Below are 20,336 nucleotides of genomic sequence, written 5' to 3'. Positions count from 1 at the left end.
AAGACCTCCTGAAAGCATTAACATTAAATTAATTCACAAACAAAGTATCATCAACGGATACAAAAATACAATGGGAATCACCTTCCATGCGAAAAAGGGGGGAGCAGTGTGGATTGGGCTTTCTTGCAAAAGATTCCTGGACTTAACTATACGCTACTGCCATTAAATTAAGGATTTAGACCATTCCCGCGAAGGCGAGAATCTAATTTTTACAGTGGAATTACAGTTTTTCTTAACTCAATGCAGTGATGCTTCGCATATTCAAGCGATGATTTCTGTAACGATTTTATATTACTCTACTGCAATTAGGGTTGATAATTCGCGTAGTGCAACAAAGAAAATCGTGTAATCAATGCTTGAACTGCCGAGTAACATTTCCAGCAATTTTTCCCATCGCTGTTGAATAAAAGGGTTTTTTGAGAACCAATAAGTAATCAGTTCCTCCGAATTAAGTCCTTTTTGATTGTTCATCACAATGACAATGGTAAGGCGACGTTGCAAATTGTCCAATTCATCACGCAAAGATAAGCGTGCCAGACTATTCCAATGGCCTTCACGAGAATCATTACCAATTTGATCACGGAACCAAACCAGACTAAACTTGCTGCCTACTTTAAAATAAACTTCGGCAGTTCTTCCCAAGTCAAATTTATTTTGTGTCGCAACTTCCACTACGTTTAACACGGTGTACATAGCACGTGTAGCAGCGATCTTTTTTGCAGCCTCTTTGGGTAAACCGATGTCTACAAACTGAATAACGGTTTTATCAAGATATTCTTTCGTAACCCCTGCCATCAAATTAGGAATTGATTCTTCAAGTTTGGCTATAGATTGACTGTAATGGGCAATATTATTGCTAATTCCGCCTGCAAGACGTTTATGGTGCAAGAACCATCGAGATGCCAAATTCATTAATTGTCTTACGTGGTGAAGTAATTCATATTGAGTTTGTACTGTTACTTTATAATTAAGCGAATCAATTAATTGGTGTAATTCATCTATCCCATAAGCCTTGGAAGCAATAATATAAGCACGGGCAATGTCTGCTACTGATTGTCCAGTTTCCATTTGTAAGCGGTACATAAAGGTAATACCCATGCTATTAACAATTTGATTACTGAGTTGCGTAGCAATAATTTCACGACGCAAACGATGGGTTTGCATTGATTTGGCATAGGATTTCATCAACATTGAAGGGAAGCCTGTTTCCAGTATGGTTGCAAAATAGGGGTCATCGGGTAAATCAGATTTTAATAATTCACCCGTAATATAAATTTTTGTATAAGCCATAAGAATTGACAATTCAGGGCGCGTTAGGCCTTGGCCAGCGGCTTTACGTTCCAAAAGATGTTTATCATCAGGAAGAAATTCCACGTTTCTATCTAAATGCACCAATCCTTCCAATTCTTTAATGTATGCTTGATATAAACCGCTATAAGCGAGTGCATTAATCGCAGAAAAACTTAAAACCAACGCTTGATTGTAATTATCTTGTAAAACGAGTCGGGCTACTTGCTCCGTCATTTTGGTAAGCAATTGGTTGCGTTTTTTCTCAGTAAGTTTTCCTTGATTCATTTCCTTATTGAGTAGAATTTTAATATTCACCTCATGGTCTGAGCAATTTACTCCTGCTGAATTATCAATTGAATCGGTATTGATCAAACCACCTGTAAGTGCAAATTCGACTCTTCCAAGTTGAGTAAAGCCAAGATTACCGCCTTCGCCCGCAATTTTGCAGCGCAACTCATTACCATTAACACGGCAAAATTCATTTGTTTTGTCACCTACATCGGCATTCGATTCAGTTGATGCTTTTACATAAGTACCAATACCGCCATTGAACAACAGATCAACAGGGGCTTTTAAGATTTCTCGAATCAATTCATTGGGCGTTAATGAATCTGCATTAATATCAAGTACTTTTTTTACTTCGGGGGTAATGGTAATGGACTTGCTTGAACGTTTGTAAATACCACCACCTTTGGAAATTAATCGAGGATTGAAATCTTCCCATGATGAAGTGGGTAAATTAAATAAGCGTTGGCGCTCTTCAAAAGATTTACACCCGTCAGGATTGGGATCAAGAAATATATGGCGATGATCAAAGGCTGCAATCAAAAGAGAATGGTGGGTATAGGTTAGACCATTACCAAATACGTCCCCACTCATGTCTCCAATGCCAACAACCGTAAAATCTTGTTTCTCAATGTTAATATCGATTTCACGAAAATGCCGTTTAATGGACTCCCATGCGCCACGCGCTGTAATCCCCATTTTTTTATGGTCATAGCCCGCAGAGCCACCTGAAGCAAAGGCATCTCCAAGCCAGAATTTGTATTCTTTGGCAATGTCATTTGCAATATCTGAAAATGTGGCAGTTCCTTTATCTGCTGCGACAACAAGGTAGGGGTCGGCATCATCATAGCAAATGGTATTCAGGGGTGAAACAACATGGTCATTTTCAAAATTGTCTGTAAGATCAAGCAACCCTCTGATGAATGATTGATAACACGCAATTACCTCATGTTTTATCTGCTCTCGATCAAGCATATTAGTTGCTTTTTTTAAGATAAAACCTCCTTTGGCTCCAGAAGGTACAATCACTGAGTTTTTTACTTTTTGAGCTTTCATAAGACCAAGAACTTCTGTACGAAAGTCCTCGGGGCGATCGGACCACCGAATACCACCACGAGCAACTTTTGCGCTGCGCAAATGTATGCCCTCAAATCGCGTGGAATAGACAAAAATTTCATACATGGGTTGTCCGGGCGGTAAATCAGGTACTTTGGCTGAATTGAGTTTAAATGATAAATAGTCTTTGGGGTTACCATCAGCGTCTAGCTGGTAAAAATTTGTACGAAGTGTTGCTGTGATTAGAGACCAGAAAAAACGGATGATATGATCTTCATCCAGGATGGTAATGGCATCAATATCGGCTCGAATTTCTTGCTCCAATTCAACCCGTTTATTTTTATTTTTAGCATTCTGTTTCAGGCTAAATTTTAAACAAAAGAGTTCAATTAATTTTTTGACAATGGGTGCATAGTTGGAAATGGTTTTCTCAATATACTGTTGGCTAAAGCGAAATCCAATTTGTTGCATATATTTGGCATAAGCACGAATGATCACTATTTCACGCCAGGATAATCCCGCACCTAAAACCAATCTGTTAAACCCATCATTCTCACAAAGCCCCACATTTATTTTTATCAAGGCTTCGTTAAAATTGTTTTTTACTTGATCCAGGGTGAGTAAATTGGGGGAGGAATAAGATACATTAAAATCACCAATCCATATAAACTGGTTGGGTTCTATCGAAATTTTATAGGGTCTTTCAGTATAAGTTCGTAATCCCATATTCTCAATCATGGGTAAGATATCCGATAACGGAATAGAACTGCCATATCGATAGACTTTAATGTGTAATGGATGTTCGCCACGTGGTGATTCAAAAAAAACAATCGTTAATGGGTTTTGTAGTGACAGATTATCAATTTGCGAGAGATCTTCTATTGCCTCTTCAATGGTGTGTTGTTCACAATAACTCATTGATAATGCCGGAAGATATTTTTCAGCAAATTTTTTCCCCTTTTTCATACCTAATTGTTTTATTAGCTTTTGATGCAACTGATCTTTCCATGAGCGTTCCATTTTTAAATCTCACACAGGTTGGCTGGTGTTATTCAATAAGTATAGGACATGAAATAAATCGCATGTAATGGGTAAAGCTGCTTCGGATAAATTTCGAGTTTCCATTGCATTTCACCTAATTCACTCTCAGAAATGAAAGATGTCTATTGACTCATTAGAGTTTTATTGTGACCAACAAGCCTGTGGCGCTCTGGTGGTATTGAGTCCATTAACAGTCAAGGTTAAAGTGCTACATGAAACGCCATTCTGTGTATCATTTGCCTGGGAGCCTTGGGCGGTTGCAGTAAGGGTATAACCTGTTGCTGTATTATTAGTGGCTGATAAGGTGTAATATCCATTTTCTGTGGTAGTCACTCCCCCCCAAACATCTGCCAAGGTACCATAAGCCGTATTTTGACCACGGTATTTTTCTTCTTCAAGTTGGATGCTGTTTAGGGCGTTAATCCCTTCTGTTCGTCTAGAATGCATAACATAATTAAAGTAACTTGGCATACTTATCAAAACAAGAATAGCAATAATAGCCAGGGCGATTACTAATTCAATCAATGAAAATCCCTCTTTTTTATTCTTGAAATTATCCATTTTAAGAATTCTCCATAATTACTCTCTTTAATCTTAGACTAAACTAATAATATACATTACTCATTTTGAGATTGCTTAAGAAAAGGGAATTCCTTATGGCCGTTCAAAGGATTGGCACAAATAAACTGAGGGGCTTTAGCTTTCTCGAGATAATGATCACCATCGCGATACTCGTAATCCTTATGGGGATTGCTTTTCCTTCCTACACAAATTTTATGAATCAAAAGCGCGTAAGGACAGGGACGGAGGAATTGTATAATTATATTAAAATCGCACAATCAGAGGCTCTTACTACAAAGAATACTCTTTATCTTAGTTTCAGGCCAACAACCTGGTGTTATGGACTTAGTGATACCGCTCCGTGTGATTGCACCGTAGTAAACAGTTGTTTGGTTAATGGCATTCAAACCATAGTACAAAGCAGTGACTACTCAGGTAATCCTGTTGCCCTTTCTATAACTGGATTTTCAGGCTCAGCTTCTGCCCCTTACATTATTTTTGACGGATTTCATGGAACAATTACATCTGGAGGTTCTATAAATGTTAGTCTGTCAGATAAATCAGCAACGATTAATGCCAACAGCATGGGGCTAGTTACTGTTTGTTCCAATACTGTTTCAGGATATCAGACATGTCCTTAATAACGATTAAAAAACACAGGGGTTATACCCTGCTCGAGATACTAATAGGAATTGCCATTGGCTTATTCTTGTTAGCAGGCAGTATTGCGATTTATATTTCCTTAATGCGTTCTTTTTACAGTGTCATGGCAGTTAACAGATTGGATCAACAATTACGTTCCGCAATGAATATGATGGTCATCGAAATACGACGAGCGGGCTATTCCGCAAACGCTGCTAATGATATAGGTTCTGGGACTATTACTAATCCCTTTATGGCATCTGCTAATGATATTACTGTTCCTGTTAGCAGCTGTATCTTATTCACCTATGACACAGATTCAAATGGCACTATGCCTTCATTAAATTCCGCGGGTTATGACAAACGCTTTGGATTTAGGCTCTCGAATAATGTCTTACAAGCAAGAGCAGCAACAGACTCATTTTTTGATTGTAACAACGGCAATTGGATCAATTTAACTGATCCCAATCAGATCCAGGTGACTAATTTATCTTTTAATCTGACACCTACGGTTATCACATTAAGTAATGGAATAAGCACGCTTACGATACGAAATGTTACTGTTAATTTAACAGGTAGTTTGATTTCAGATAATTCAGTGAGCCGCACTTTTACCCAAGTAATACGAGTACGTAACGATAAATTTCAGCCCTGAATTATAGGAGGAGGGTTATTGCTATGAAACATCAACGCGGCTATGTTTTGCTTGCTACATCAATGATGATTCTACTGGGAATTGCAATAACTGCACTATTAACCATTAAAACAGTCGATTTTGATCAAAAAATAGAAAATAATTTTTATCGAACATCGCAATCTTTTATGGCGGCTGAAGCCGGTTTGGAGTATGGATTGGCCTATCTGGAAGCCAATAAAACAGCCATTCTTGTTGATACGAACAATGATGGTTTTATAGATACCTACACCAACGCGCAAATAACCAATGTACCTTTTAGTAATAATACCACCTATACCATCACTTATAGCAACCCGGTTTTCACTAATTTCAACCGCATTACAGTAACTTCAAAGGGAACGGCTGATAATAACAGCTCTTCAACCACTATAGTTCAAATTATGCAGATTTATCCCTTTGTACCTGCACCTACACCAGTGCCTCTTCTTGTAAAAAATAATGTGAACTTGAGTGGTTCCCTGACTATTACCAATACGACAACTGGGACAACCATTTGGAGTGGGGGGGATACGATTTTAAGCGGTTCAGCAAGCACAGCCTCAAATACAAGTTCTGGCTCCAATAGTGCTGGTCTTCAGACTGATGTGGTACACAACGATTCAAGTATAAGTAGTTTGAGCTCGGATCAATTTTTTAGTGACTTTTTTGCTACTACAAAAACTTTAGCACAACAATCGGCGGATATTACCTATACTAATAATAGTACTACAAATTACAGTGGTCTTTTAAATGGAGTTGTTGGTCAATCGATTTGGATTAACCAAACAGGAGGAAGTTCTGCCAGCTTCTCGGGTAGTGCCACGATAGGTTCTCCTACGAATCCGGTTGTCTTGGTAGTTAATGGTTCTTTGCAAGCTAATGGCAGCACTACGATTTATGGTATGGTTTATATAATAGGAGATTGGAATAATAGCGGGGGAGGAACATTGGATATAATCGGTGGTGCCGTAGTAGAAGGTTCTATAACATCTACTGGTTCACCCAATATTACTTATAGCACAACGGTCCTGAATCAATTGAACAAAGTAGGGTCTTTTGTCAAGGTCCCAGGATCTTGGCGAGATTTTTAAGGATTTATAGTTGAGGAGAGAGACGATGAGCACTCATCAATTCAACTCAACCCCTAGCAAACAGAACGGCTTGGGATTGGTTGAAGCCATGGTTGTTACCTCGTTATTAATTTTTGGGATGGTTGCTGGCAGCAAGACGGAAGTGCACCTTATCAAAGCCAAAGCAAATACCAATCAAGATTATCTGTCCACGCAATTGTTTAATCAAAAAATGGAGCAGTTGCGTAATTATTCCACGATTGCTGGGTATAATGCGATTACAACGGGTTCTGATATTACTACCGAGTTCGATTCCACCTTTTACCGCACCTGGACGATTACCAATAATTCTAAATATAAAAAAGTAGATCATCTGGTGACCTGGATCAATTCTAATAATGAAAATTTATCTTTGGTATCCGCAAGTTATATTAGCCAAAATGATCCAGCCCTCAGTGGCCAATTGTTTAATTCTACTTTCACCAGTACTAGCTTACCAGCTATAGGTTCAGGAGTTCCTAATGCAAATCCAAACCCCAATCCTCCTTCTGTCCCATCCGGAACTACCTATACCGTCACAGTTCCTAATACGAATATTGTGCTCACCTATGATTCAAGTAATAATGTCACATTAATCAATAATGAGCATGCTGTAACTCTTTCAGGAACGATTGCTCTGGGTACAGGAGGTAACGCACCTCCTAAAACGGTTGATCTGTCTAATGTCACTATATCCGTTGATTCGTCCAACTCTCAAGTGGCAACCTGTTTTTACGTTGGATCTTCAGCAGCCTTTAATTGCATAATGGCTTCCAGTTGGAGTGGCCGTGTTTTGTTGGGAGGAGTGAGTGATGTCAACGTGTGTACCAGTAATCAGCAACCTTATATCAATCTGCTTACTTCATTGAATAATCAAGATTACCTGATTATTAAATCAAATAGAAACTGTCCTTCCAGTAATCCCTTCTTATTGCAGTCTCTCTAAAAATATCAGGACTTACGAAAAACTCCAATCTCTTCGTTAAAAAATGTTTTTAATTCGGTTATTTAGTCTATCTAAACTCCCGCATTAAAAACATTTTTTGCTTCGACCTTGGGGTTTTTCGTAAGTCCTGAATATATTATCTTCGCACACTTCAAAATCTTAGGGGCGGGAAAACCAAGAAATAAATTGATTATTTCCTATAATTAAAAGATTTATAATGCCATGAGTTTAAAGACCTTGAACGACTTACTGAATTTTTAAAATCGTTTGCAAAGTTTCGCTGAGCACATTAAATGTGTTCTCGAAAAGTAAAAAATTTATGTCCCAGATACGTAGTAAAAGTGGGGAAAACAAGCCCAATTGCGTGTGCTATTTCTAAAGTGAATGATTTAATACCCAAAGCAGGCAAGATATGATAGGCAAGAAATAAACTAACAAGCCAGGTTTGCAGCATACCAATTAAATTAATGAGGATAAAAAACAGAATTGATCGTAAAAAGGTTTGCTGACTGTTCTTGAATACAAATAATTTACCCAGAATAAACGATGCAATCATGCCTGTAATATAGGCTAAGATAATTGATAGTGAAAAACTGAACTCATAGCTATAGAAAATTCTGCTGCAGAAATTTACCGTAACTGCAATTGCTCCTGCCACTATGAAGGTAATGAACTGTTTTGACTTAAAATGACGTAACACAAAATACTCCCGTCAGTTTTATTTCATGTATTTAGAATAAAAGCCCAATCAATATAGACAGATTTTCTTAAAACAGTTTCTATTTCGTGAGATTAACTCTTTTTGAATTTATTCCAAATTTTTTTCCCTATCCAAAAAATAATCAAAAAGATACAAATCCATAATAATAGTAATGGTAAAACGTACACAAAAAATGTGATCAAACCATAGGTAAAATGATGTAATTGATCGATCAATGCATGATAGGAGTCAATAAATGTTTCAGTTATTTTCCACTGTTTTTGTTGTTCCGTTTGAATAATTGGGTTCATGCTTAAGTTAATATTTATCAATGAATAAGCTACTGACTCTTTGAAATATTTAATTTGTCCCTGGATTACATCAATTTGTCCTTGGGTGTCGCTTAGTTGCTTAAATACACTAAGAACATCGGATGTATTATTCGCGCTAGCCATAATTTTGGATAGCTGTTCTTTTGCTTTTTGTAAATTACTGAGCTGGCTTTGTAAATCGACAAATTGTTGTGTGATGTCTTCACCAGTTATTGATTCTTGCATGACTTGGGTTGCGAGTGACTTCAAGGCAGTTAGCGCATTATTTAAGCCTTGGGCAGGTACTCTTATGCTCATATTTGCAGTAGTATTATTGGCTTCATCATTATCTTGAGTTAAGTTGGAGCTTACAACATAACCCCCTGAGTTTTCCGCTAATTGAAAGATTTTTTCCATTGCTGAATTAATGTTATTAACTTGCAAGGAAATATTCGCATTACGAATAATCATACCCCGCTTCACATTTTCTGAGGGTTGATTTCCAGAAGACTGGCTTGTAATACGCATTGCTACAGAGCTAACGGCGTAATCAGGTTTTCCAACTGCCGCTTGCATTGGCAAAGGACTTCCCCTATACATTGTCGTTCCAGCTCTACCAAACCATTGGGAGATAAAAAATAATATAGCCAGAGTCCCAATGAAGGCTAAAAAATAAAGGATAATTTTCTTCATTATTATTTCCACTCTTTACAATGGATCAACTAAAGTGTGGCAAAGGTTTCTTGAATTGTAAAATAATCAGGACTTACGAAAACCCAATCTCTTCGTTAAAAAATGTTTTTAATTCGGTCATTTAGTATATCTAAACTCCCTCATTAAAAACATTTTTTGCCTCGATCTTGGGGGGGTTCGTAAGTTCTGATAATTTGACTATTAGTAGGCTGATAAAAGTAAAAAAAGAAAAACCAGCAATTTGATACAATAAATTGCTGGTTTGCTTTGATTATATGTCAAAAAGGTAAAAAATTTTTATCTTATTATGGCTGTTTGTCACAAAAAGCGACGCATACTTTATGCTCTCTGACCTCGCCGCCGCAGGCTGAATAACAGGACCTATAGGTCGACTCACAATGACAGGAGTTGCTACAACTGCTGCTTCGATCAAAATCAGTCACAGATTTACTAATTGGTAGCCCCATTCTTTTTTGGTCCTCTTTATATTGCTTGTATTCAAACATCGCATTTTGTTGGGCTCTCATGCGGCAATTTTCATTGTCTACCCGACAACTCTGTTCGCAATCATTTTTACCTTGAATACACTGGGCAGTACACATTTTTGCTATATCTGATTTCGGCGGAACAAAACTGTACTCGGTATTATAGATAGGACCACAGGCAGTCAACATGCCAGCTAAAACCAAAATAGAAAAGATGAAGAATTTTTTAAGCATATTATCCTCTTTTGATGAGTTATGTGAAGCAAATAGTTTGGTATTGTGGCCATATAAAATGCAGATGAGTTTCAAACAGAACAAGCCAGCCGTAGTTTAGTAATGCCTAGTTGAAAAAGCAAGCAGGTATCTTACCTAAAAAGACTCAAGATCTTAAAATAAAGTATCGTTACTTTTATTGATACTTTGATATATAATTAGCCAACTTTTAATCGTGCAATGATCATGCTACGCATTATCAACATCTTAATTTAAAACAACATGGATACTTCATTTATATTTGGCTTTTTAAGCGGTTGTTTGACTACAGCCCTAGGTGGATGGCAAGTACAAAAATTCGTGAATAATAGAAAAAATTCGGAAAATATAAAGAAGAAGAAAATATTAGATTTCGATAGGCTTTTTAATGATTATCCTCATTTTATGAGTGTCATTAAAAATGATGTTACTAATCCTGGTTGCAAGCATATAAAAGAGTTTTTTGTAGTCGATAAGGAAGCAATATTGAATTCTTCAATACCTCGATTTCGATATGAATTGTCTCCAGATATCCTCCCGGCTTTAAATAGATTGGAGGAATTAGGTTATATTGAAAAAATACAAAATAATTGCCTGCATTATAAAATCGACGAAGAGTTTATAATGCAGCTTAAATCAATAAATTGATACTTATTAATTCAATGAAGCTTTAAGAAGTTGTAGTCTGTTCAACAGATGCCGTAGGTACTTGATTCTTGGCATTTTTGTGAACCCAATAAACCAATACTGTTCCCAAAAGAGCTCCCAAAGGTATAACTACTAATGCATGATGATAGGATTGAATACTGTATTGCCTCATACCATCTGCAGTGAAACTTCCCTCCCAGTAATAATCCATTAAGTTGCCAATTAAAGTATGAAAAAATGAGCCACCAAACATATTGATACAATTTAAAAAAGCTATGGTTATTCCTAAATGTTTTGGGGAAACCAGTCTGGATCCTGCCGCAAAGACAATGACTTGATAGCAGCACATGAGCCCAATTGCGAAGAATAGAATACTAAGCATCCACCAATTACTCACGCGATCTGAGAGAAGCACGAGAAATGCTAAGGTCAACCCAATTCCGCAAATGCCTATTACTGTATAATTCCCTAATTTTTTGCTCAAAAATGCAAGTATTGGTCCACCAAATAACATACCAACAAAGATAAATGATACGAGCAGGGCGGCATCAGATTTTGCAAAACCATAGGCAGTAGTTAAATAGGATACCCCCCAAACATCCGCAAAACCTTCTAGTGCGCCAACCATGAGTAAATTTGCCAGGGCCAGAGTCCATAATATTCTTGAGGTGAATAAAACAGATAAATAAGATAGATTTATTTCATTCGATTTTGTGGTTTCAATATTCTTTGGAGTACGTAGGACTAAATATGCCAAAAGTCCTATGGTGATAGAACAGAGTGCAAGTACCTGTCCTACATGTTGACCACCGTAAGTTGCGATCAATTGCGTTACTGGCTTACCTCCATAGACTGCTCCTAATAACCCAACACTAAAAGAAAATCCAACCATTTGAGAGTATTGATTGCTATTGAACCATTCAGAAATAACTTTGGATACTCCTAAAAAACCAACAGCAGAACTGGCTCCGATTAAAAATCTACTCAATAAGGCTAGATAAAAATTATTGGTTGAGGTAAAGAGTAAGGCACCTAATCCACAAAGTAGAGTAAAGATAAAAACCACTCTTTTGGCACCAAATTTTTCGAGCAATATCGCCATGGGAATTTGCATTCCGGCATACCCATAATAATAAAAAGCAGCTAAGAGACCAAAACTGGCTGCATCTATTGAAAATTGGTTCATTATTTGGTGCATCATCAATCCTGGCCAAAGACGCAAAATAAATTGAAGTGCAAAAAATGAAAGTGGAAAAAACCACATGATAAAGGGCAAGTAATTGTTTTTTAAATTTAAATAGTTAGTTTGAGTCACGATACCCTCCAGTATTAATAAAGCAATAATTCCAATTACCCGAAAGTTCCTCCCTAGAGAGGTTCGGGAATAAGAAATAGCCAACCGCTCTAGGGTAAAGAGGGCAAAATAATAATAATGTCTACTGAAGAGATTGTTGTTGGTAATGAATCATGGCATGGCGATACCTTTGCAGTGAACACTGCAGGGTACTTATTGCTTTTGTTCGTATCGCGGTGATTCATATTGATAGCAGTTTGGTAAAATTTTATCTATTATTGGGTTAACATAGCAAATTGGCCTTCGCTGTGTCAATTTAATTTTTATAGAACGCTATTTTCAATTTGTCGAAGATTGTCTTTGAGCAAAAGAAATAAAATGAAATGTCAACAGACATTAGAAGGAAGTGTATTTTTTGTTCGCATTCTCTCTTTACTAGGGGCTAAAGCTTCAGCCGCTTTTTATGGCATTTTTAAATCACATTGACATCAAATAAGTCCGGTTGATAGTATGCGCGACTATTTATTCTTAAATAGGAGTTTGCATGCCTAATCCCTACAATCATTTTCTGAAATTAGAATTAAATGATGCTGACATTAAGCAACTGAAAGATGCTTTTTATGGCAAAAAGCCACAAGAAATGGATAATCACCTTCTTGAATTAGAATTAAATAACGAAGATCTTAGTGAATTGGAGCAAGCTTTTTATAGTAAAAAGTCACAAGATGCGGTGCCAGCGGAACCTTTAAACAAAAATAAATCCTTGCAAATACCAGAAGACGGTAGTAAACCCTCTTTGAAAAAGAGAAAAAATTTCTTTGGGTCTGAACAAAATAAGCAGATGAAAAAATATATGTTTAAAATTGACCTTGATATAAAGACGAATCAGGATGATATTGAGGAAAAAAATAAAGAAGATAACACAGTTTCCACAGATCAAAATATGTTTCGTCTGGATGTTAAAACAGGAAATGTAACCCAATATCATCAACGTACAAAATCAAGAGGCCCCCAACATCGTTATATATTTAAATTTAACTCAAACACTGGAAAACTTACCAACCCCCAAGAGGAACAGGAAGACTCTTCTTTTTCAGTAAGCAAACCTTCAAAATGAAGCAATTTATTAATCGGCAAACAGGCTCGATTTAAGTCGAGTCTGTCTTGTTGGTGAAGCACTATTTCAGGACTTACGAAAAACCCCAAGGCTTAGGTAAAAAATGTTTTTAATGAGGGAGTTTAGATAGACTAAATGACCGAATTAAAAAAATTTTTTAACGAAGAGATTGGGTTTTTTCATAAGTCCTCTATTTTTGAAAATTAAGTCAAATAGATTACGTTTATCAAGATGGCATTAATAATTATAAAGCAGGTACTATAGTTTTGAGATCAGTGATCATAAAATTTGTGGTAGTGAGTGCCGGTTGGGGTAGGTCCAATATATACGACCTGCACTCACTATTAAGATACATCATTTAGTTACAATAACTGATTCTGGCATATTGACTCTAAGACCGATTAATACAGTATTTACATTCGGCCTGTAACGTCCTCGTAATGTTTCATCAGATAACGGTTCAATTTGAGTTCGTTCCGTACTGTTGTACTGAGTGAACTGATACGTTAAGAGTAGATCCAGGTTATGATTGAGTTTGGTGATTGCTCCTGCTTTTAAACCACCGCCGATTAACCATTTCTTGAAATTCGCGCTGACTCCAACATTCCCAGCCGTATTGTCCATGTTAACTGCAAAACGGCTGCCTGAAATTCCTGGTCCTACAAAAAAACGAGCTGACTCATTATATTGGTATGCGGGCAGTAAAAAGAGGGAGAATCCATATTCTAATTTCTCTTCTGCATCAACGTCTTCATTAAAGAACCATTCGTTAATTTTATACCGTGATTTTCCAATAAACAGATCCGCATCTGCTTCTAAAGCAGTAGAGAATTTTGTGCTCAATGGCAATTCATATCCTGCTAAAATTTGTCCGTGAAAATTAGTATATGCGTTGTTAAAACTGGAAGAAGTGGGCAAACCTTCTTCAAGAGGATAGCTCAAATCTTTGTGAACAGTAACTGTATTAATACCTAAATTAAGACCGGAATATACGCCTGTATATGCATTACATGAGAGGATACAAGCGATGATTGTTGATATTGAATGTTTATTCATATTAAGCCTTTTCTATAAAATACTGGGAATAGTAATTGGGTTTGAGGTTTGACTCATGCGGCTTTCATTCGTCGCAGTTATCGTGACCTTAGGGATTCTTTTTGGCGTCAGGATGTTTTCAATGACGAAGCGATGATTCTTGATATCCAATTTCACGGTTGCTCCAGGTAAACCATTCACTGTATAGACATCATTGGATATGGGAATACACTCAGCATATGAGACAAATGCTTTACTGGTGTTCATTGGATTACGCTCGGCTGCTGTCAATACCGGTGCTTTAGCTGGAGCTGCAATGATTGAGAAATTATTTTTTGAAATATTAAAGAAGGTTCCATTGCTCGCCTGCACCATAATACGGGCTGTAGTTGTGTTTAAATTAGGGGCGCAGATTTCTTCGTGCCCATTATTTGTTATGTTGGATAAAAGGGTATAGGGAAATGTTTTTCCGCCATCAGTAGATAAAAGGATGTTTACATTTTGGGCATTAACCGGAGTAAAATTGGTATTGGCAACATCCCAAGTAATTGTTTGTGGCGATAAACCTATCCAGTTGATGCCTTTGCTAGTAGGGGAGGTCACGATAAAAGGACCCGCATTAGTGGTTGTTGTTACAGTTGTATCAGTATATGCATTGCAAGAGCCTCCCGGAGTATTCCGACGTACTGAAACTCTGAATTTCATAATACGAGAAACTGAAGGTAAAACTTCCCATGTAAAAGGACCTCCGTTACTGAGCGCGTTGAGATTAGGGACGAAACGTGTGCCTGTCGGTTGTGGTGAGAAACTTCTAAAATTGGGTCCCCCTGTTGCTGTGCTGACTGGAGGCTGGGGAGAGACTTCATTATTCATTTGTTCCCAGGTATAGGTTAATACTTCAGTGCCGCCACTTTTAGTCGCTGATGCAGTCAAAGCAAAAGGGGTTTGCGCAGGAATTGTAACTCCTGCATTAACACTAGTAATTACAGGAGCATCAGGAATGTCTGTTGTAACAGGGCAGGTATGCGAGGGACTGGAGACAAAAGTGCCCATTTCTTGAAGATTAATGCCATTAAAATAAGCATCTGAATTTTTTTGAACATTAGGGGCGCAAATTCCAGCATAGCCCATAATGGAGCTACCACTTCCAGGTTCTACGGCTGTGGGTCCATTCCTTTGACAGCTATTGTTTTGTACGTGATTTGCGCCAAATTGATGTCCCATTTCGTGTGCTACATAGTCAATGTCGAAAGGGTCTCCTACAGGCTTGGCTTGACCAGTAACCCCTCTTGCTTTACGTTCATCATTACAAACACAGGCTAGCCCGGCATAACCGCTTCCTGCTGAATCTACAACATGGCCTATATCATAATTAGGTGCACCAATAACTTGATTCACATTCTCTTGATTCTCATTGATCATCTTTTCGGGAACACCGTGTGTATAGGGCTGATTATTAGGATCTGTATAGATAATAAGATTATTATTAGCAATAATTTGCATTGTAATGGCCATATCAATTTCATAAACACCATTCACTCTGTTTATCGTGGTTGCCTCTGCCCCCAATGCATCGTTTACTGTTCCGCCTTGAAATTGAGTGTATTCTGCTGTTGCTGCCATGGCTAGGCGGTATTTTTTGAGTTGGCAAGGATTAAAACGAGCGAAATGTTTTGAACTAACAGGCGAGGTTGCAAATTGATTTTGACTTTGGACGCCGCATTTCAAGTGCTTGGAGGTTATAAAGTCCTTTTTATTATAAACAATATAATATTGAGTATTTTTTTTTCTTAAGGGATCAATAAAAACCGGACTTTTTCCTGGTCTGAGAATCATCGCATGGAATCCCTGCGGAGTAAGATCCAGTTTGACGAAATCGCCTGGATCAGTAACCCCATAAGCATCATAGGTTTTAATTGTGGGGAATTTTGCACTGAGTTCCGGATGTAATGTACTGTTTTCGACAACTTGATACAGCTTAGTAGTTCCATCGGGCAAAGGAAGGGCAATTTGTGATGCAGTTCCTGATTTTAACTCATCTCGATGGGGTACGTTTTCCAGTTCCGCATACAGTTGGCTGAGGTCAATTTCAACAAGGCGAAAATGACTCGCTTGTATATTATTTTCCGTCTTGGTGGATATTGCTGATGGATTCACATCTTTAAAAAAATCCTCAATCACTTGATCTTGTGCAAAAGCAATGGAACAAAACAGTATGAGTGCTGAAGAAAAAAGCGTCCTTGTCATTATTTATCTCTAAGTAGTTGAGAGACAAAATGTATCATTAGAATGAACAGTATTCAAATTAGGAATGAATTTTGAGGGCTTTTTGGCACCCCCCTGCAGTGGTAATCCAATACTTATCGGTTTGCTCATCACTCCACACCTCAATATTGTCAGCGCATTGTTTTAACGCTGTGAGTAAAGGGGCAAAATCAAAATGTGCCCCATGTTCCGTGCAATTTTTCTCAAGTTCTGCCAGTTGTTGAGCTGCCATAATCTTCATATTTTGATCACAATCAGCCAATAACAATTTTAACATACCGGTATCTAATACCCAGGCCCCGCCCTGACCAATTCACGATAGTTCCTCTATTACTGAGGAGCAGTATCCTATTGTATAAACTATATTTTTCTTAAGACGGCTTTCTTCTTTCGATTCCTTGCTTTAAAATCCTTCTATTCATTACTGAGATGATAACAATGATTTACCAATTGAGAAGGTAAGCTTTGTCCATTATATTGAAACTCAAAAATGAGGGTGCTGTATGTGGCGTATATTCAAAAGATCTTATCTGGCGATAATTTTACTTACTGTAAGTCCTGTTCTTTCGGCAAGAGCCATTATCGATGCTGATGTCCTCCAAACTTTAAAACATTCCAGATCCTCTTCACATGCTCCTTTATCACTCCTGGTTTTTTTACATAATGCCTCGGAGAAAGAACCATTTATTGAACAGTTAAAAAAAACTCCCAATGTAAATGTAAAAGACCTCGGTTTTATGCCTGCAGTAGCAATACAAATTCCCAGAGATCGTACCTTGCTCTATCACATTGCTAATTTAAATGCAGCAGCACAAATTTCTTCACATCCAGCAGCTATGCCAGAGTTGGATGTTACGGCCCAAGTTTTAAAACTGACACCCTCATCCTTTTACCCTAATGTGAGTAATTGGTGGGCCCATGGTTATACTGGTCAAAAAGGAATTATTGGCATAATCGATACAGGAGTAGATCCTTTGCATTCTGCTTTATCCGGTAAAAGATTAGTAGTGCGCCAAGATGTAGGTTCTGGATATTCTAATCTGATTAATGGTGTAAAAGAGCCTCATGCAACAGGCGTCGCCTGTATTTATGCCAGTAATCATGAGAAATATAAAGGGATTGCTTATGGCGCTTCAGCCATCGTATCTGGATTAGCTGGAGAGGAAACTGCTGATCCTGCAAGTATTATGCGTACGATGGAAACTTTGGATTGGATGTTGAATCGTGCTGAACTGAAACCTACCATTATTAATTACAGTATGGGAAATGGTCGGCTCGATTTAAATTGTCCTGCTTGTCCTGAATGGAGTGGGCTAGCAAAAGTGATGGATTATGTAGTAAATACTCAAAAAATCCTTTGGGTAAAATCAGCAGGGAATGCTGGATACATAGAGCCAGCGCATCAATTTACCTTTGCCTCCACATTAACAGTCCCTGGTGATAATTATAATGCGCTTACTATTGCCAATATGAATACGCTGGTCACTGAAAATGAATCTACGGTAAAAACTGTAGATAGAGCCAAACATCATATAAAGAATACCAGTAGCCGAGGTCCTACACCTTTTGGTAGACGTAAACCTGATTTAACTGCCCCTGGCCATGATACGATGACGTGTGCTCCTGACCCTAAAATTTATGGTTTTGTCTATTCTAATGCGATGAACTATAAAGATGGTTATCGTCTCATGGGGGGAACAAGCTCAGCTGCCCCTCATGTAGGTGCGGCAGCATTGTTATTGCAAGATGCAGGGATTCAGAATCCTATGGCCATCAAGGCGTTACTTATTAACAGTGCGGATACTTGGACCGATGCGGGTTCAATGAATTCGGGACATACTAAAATTATGGGCTCAGCATGGAATCGAACGTATGGTTGGGGTTACCTCAATATGGAAAAAGCATTTCAACAAAGAAATAATATTGTGGAAAGCGAGTTGACCGTAGAACAGCCAGTGTGGGAATACCAAACTACATTGAAAAGAGGGCAAAAAGTTACCCTGGTTCATGAACGGCGCGTGGGATATACTGCAGAAGGGAGCGAATGGAAGCTTAGTCACCTGCAGATAGCCCTTATTGATGTGGAACATCAAAAAGTGATTGATATCGATACCAGTCCTATAGATACAGTGCACCAGGTTGCAAACTGTAAGCGTGAGCCGAATGAAACAAAATGTTCTGCAGAAAGTAAAACAATGAACGTTTTAGTAAGAGTTACATTATTAAATAAAGTCATAGACGGCAGCTCTAGCGAACCTTTTGCTATTGTGGTTCCTCCACAGGAAGGAGAAAATAGTTAAAGAGTCCCTTTTATTTAAAAATTTTTGCTAAAGACATATACTTTGTTATTTTCAAATACATGGATTTTTTATGCAAAGGACTTTAGCAAAACAATTTTTAGAGCGTGTAACGAAATATCTTAAGAAACAATCCAATCCAGCCATTATCAAAAATACTCTCCATGATTTTAGTTTAAATTCACTTGAAATTCGTGATCAAGGGTTCAAAAACTTCTTGGCTAAACTCACAGAAGAACCTATTGATTTGGAGCGACTCATTGAGTCTGTAAAAGAAGGTTTGCTAAACAATCCACCAATATGCGAGTTACTGGCTTTTATAGAGCACGAAGAATTAATTGCAGATCTAGAGTTAAATGAAATGTCAGAACAGCTGCAAATCCAGCTGAATTTATTATGTTTATTCGAGGCATTCGCAGTGACTATGGTAAACAGTTTCACATTGAATGAAGATATCTATAGTTTTACTACAAAACAAAGAAACACTTATTATCCTGGAAATCCCATCAATAATTTCTTTTTTTGTTCGAATAGAAATAACTTTTCTCTTTTTAAAAGCCTAAAATTAGTTTCTGTTGACCCCGTGATTACTGAAGGTGCATTTATTCGTGCATTAGGAGATGAGGAACTTAGTCAGGAAGAAATTGTTAAAAAATCAAAAGTGTTTATTAAGCAGCATGGATTAGCGCTGTGGAATGCCAAGATTTGTCCTCCTCCATTAGGTGAAATGCATGATGATTCAGTCAAAAATGTGAGTTTAAATATCTTGGAAGCAACTTGGGAAGAAAAGTATGAGGAGGATGGTCAACCGGCTGACAATGCTTTTGCAGGGGCTACGCTTATTCGTTTGTTAGAATGCCTTAGACCCTCTCACGGTTATTCTTTTAAAAATTTAGTTTTGCCTGAGGAAAGCTCAATAACAGAGGAGGGCGAATACAGCTTGTTACCTAACTTAATCATTAATCGACTTCCTAAAAGAGTCAGTCAATTTTATGTGTATAAAGAATGGATGCATTTGTACACTAGCTGGAATTTACTGTTTGTAATTCGCAATTTGGATAATAGCAAATTCCTGATGCTTAAACTTCTTATTCCCTCGGTATTGAATGCTATTCCTATGCAATATATGGAAACGCGGGTTTTTGCCCTTTATCTCATGGGTAATTTATACCATTTCAATAAATTAAGTATTTTTAAAGATGAAATTCATCTTGCTAATGGCAAAGCCATATTGGACAAATGGGGAGAAATAAATAAAAAATATGCAGATATTCTGCTAAAAACTTGTACCGCTGAATTAGATGAAACGCCTAGAGGTGTTTATCATGATATTTTCGGAGAGCATACTAATTTTTCATTAGCATATCATATAGCAAACTTCATTCGAGATTATGATAGTTTTCGGATTACCAATGACGAATCCCCTTCATATGCAATCGATGCGACATAATCCACGAGAATTATTCTTTTGTATCCATTTATAGAGGGATCTCATACGTTGATGTGTTGGTTTTTATTTATCTTCATGATAAAACTCAATAATTTTTATTAGGATCAGGACTTCGAAAAATCCCAATCTCTTCGTTAAAAAATGTTTTTAATTCGGTCATTTAGTCTATCTAAACTCCCTCAT

At 37.5% G+C, this 20,336-nt stretch carries 17 protein-coding genes; 8 read left to right on the top strand and 9 right to left on the bottom strand.

The annotated features are described in order from the left end of the window. Positions 1–291: 291 nt before the first annotated feature. Both DGG96_RS03240 and DGG96_RS03235 read right to left on the bottom strand, forming a co-directional pair. Positions 292–3,651 carry an NAD-glutamate dehydrogenase gene (locus DGG96_RS03240; protein WP_110141196.1) on the bottom strand — a complete coding sequence of 1,120 codons (3,360 nt, stop codon included), beginning with the start codon at positions 3,649–3,651 and terminating at the stop codon, positions 292–294. Between the two features lie 162 nt (positions 3,652–3,813). Further along, entirely contained in the window at positions 3,814–4,233 is a 420-nt protein-coding gene (locus tag DGG96_RS03235; RefSeq protein ID WP_110141197.1) for a type IV pilin protein, read from the bottom strand. 95 nt (positions 4,234–4,328) lie between these two features. On the opposite strand from DGG96_RS03235, the gene DGG96_RS03230 reads away from it, so the two are divergent. Genes DGG96_RS03230 through DGG96_RS03215 form a run of 4 tightly spaced genes read left to right on the top strand, consistent with a single transcriptional unit; the run spans position 4,329 to position 7,606 of the window. Beyond that, positions 4,329–4,874 (top strand): GspH/FimT family pseudopilin, encoded by a 546-nt coding sequence (locus tag DGG96_RS03230; protein ID WP_110141346.1) that lies wholly within the window; start codon positions 4,329–4,331, stop codon positions 4,872–4,874. Next, a complete protein-coding gene (locus DGG96_RS03225) occupies positions 4,865–5,530 on the top strand; it encodes a prepilin-type N-terminal cleavage/methylation domain-containing protein (protein ID WP_110141198.1) in 666 nt (221 codons plus the stop codon). The genes DGG96_RS03230 and DGG96_RS03225 overlap by 10 nt, the downstream gene beginning before the upstream one ends. A 23-nt stretch (positions 5,531–5,553) precedes the next feature. Then, on the top strand, positions 5,554–6,642 hold the full coding sequence (locus DGG96_RS03220; protein WP_110141199.1) for a pilus assembly PilX family protein: 1,089 nt from the start codon (positions 5,554–5,556) through the stop codon (positions 6,640–6,642). A 25-nt stretch (positions 6,643–6,667) separates the two neighbouring features. Further along, complete coding sequence (locus tag DGG96_RS03215) at positions 6,668–7,606, top strand: type IV pilus modification PilV family protein (RefSeq protein ID WP_110141200.1); 939 nt, start codon at positions 6,668–6,670, stop codon at positions 7,604–7,606. Between the two features lie 289 nt (positions 7,607–7,895). Here the strand turns inward: DGG96_RS03215 and DGG96_RS03210 are convergent, their stop codons facing one another. The 3 genes from DGG96_RS03210 to DGG96_RS03195 form a co-directional block, all read right to left on the bottom strand. Further along, entirely contained in the window at positions 7,896–8,306 is a 411-nt protein-coding gene (locus tag DGG96_RS03210; protein WP_110141201.1) for a GtrA family protein, read from the bottom strand. A gap of 92 nt (positions 8,307–8,398) precedes the next feature. Next, a complete protein-coding gene (locus DGG96_RS03205) occupies positions 8,399–9,310 on the bottom strand; it encodes a DUF4349 domain-containing protein (protein WP_110141202.1) in 912 nt (303 codons plus the stop codon). A gap of 305 nt (positions 9,311–9,615) precedes the next feature. Next, positions 9,616–10,029, bottom strand: coding sequence for a hypothetical protein (locus DGG96_RS03195; protein ID WP_110141203.1), 414 nt, complete (start codon positions 10,027–10,029; stop codon positions 9,616–9,618). A gap of 261 nt (positions 10,030–10,290) precedes the next feature. On the opposite strand from DGG96_RS03195, the gene DGG96_RS03190 reads away from it, so the two are divergent. Beyond that, on the top strand, positions 10,291–10,695 hold the full coding sequence (locus DGG96_RS03190) for a hypothetical protein (protein ID WP_110141204.1): 405 nt from the start codon (positions 10,291–10,293) through the stop codon (positions 10,693–10,695). 22 nt (positions 10,696–10,717) lie between these two features. Here DGG96_RS03190 and DGG96_RS03185 read toward each other — a convergent pair whose 3' ends face one another. Next, complete coding sequence (locus DGG96_RS03185; RefSeq protein ID WP_407656301.1) at positions 10,718–12,010, bottom strand: MFS transporter; 1,293 nt, start codon at positions 12,008–12,010, stop codon at positions 10,718–10,720. Positions 12,011–12,533: 523 nt separating this feature from the next. Between DGG96_RS03185 and DGG96_RS03180 the strand changes: the two genes are divergently transcribed. Then, entirely contained in the window at positions 12,534–13,106 is a 573-nt protein-coding gene (locus DGG96_RS03180) for a hypothetical protein (protein WP_110141205.1), read from the top strand. Between the two features lie 354 nt (positions 13,107–13,460). Here the strand turns inward: DGG96_RS03180 and DGG96_RS03170 are convergent, their stop codons facing one another. The 3 genes from DGG96_RS03170 to DGG96_RS03160 are packed head-to-tail and all read right to left on the bottom strand — an operon-like array spanning position 13,461 to position 16,683. Further along, on the bottom strand, positions 13,461–14,162 hold the full coding sequence (locus tag DGG96_RS03170) for an outer membrane protein (RefSeq protein WP_110141206.1): 702 nt from the start codon (positions 14,160–14,162) through the stop codon (positions 13,461–13,463). A gap of 12 nt (positions 14,163–14,174) precedes the next feature. Next, positions 14,175–16,388, bottom strand: a complete 2,214-nt coding sequence (locus tag DGG96_RS03165) for a reprolysin-like metallopeptidase (RefSeq protein ID WP_110141207.1) — start codon at positions 16,386–16,388, stop codon at positions 14,175–14,177. Positions 16,389–16,446: 58 nt separating this feature from the next. Next, positions 16,447–16,683, bottom strand: coding sequence for a hypothetical protein (locus DGG96_RS03160; protein ID WP_110141208.1), 237 nt, complete (start codon positions 16,681–16,683; stop codon positions 16,447–16,449). 226 nt (positions 16,684–16,909) lie between these two features. Between DGG96_RS03160 and DGG96_RS03155 the strand changes: the two genes are divergently transcribed. Both DGG96_RS03155 and DGG96_RS03150 read left to right on the top strand, forming a co-directional pair. Further along, on the top strand, positions 16,910–18,706 hold the full coding sequence (locus DGG96_RS03155; RefSeq protein ID WP_110141209.1) for a S8 family serine peptidase: 1,797 nt from the start codon (positions 16,910–16,912) through the stop codon (positions 18,704–18,706). Between the two features lie 70 nt (positions 18,707–18,776). Further along, entirely contained in the window at positions 18,777–20,153 is a 1,377-nt protein-coding gene (locus tag DGG96_RS03150) for a hypothetical protein (protein WP_110141210.1), read from the top strand. Positions 20,154–20,336: the final 183 nt, after the last annotated feature.

The sequence above is a fragment of the Legionella qingyii genome, assembly GCF_003184185.1.
This window is presented reverse-complemented; position numbering and strand designations above follow the sequence as displayed.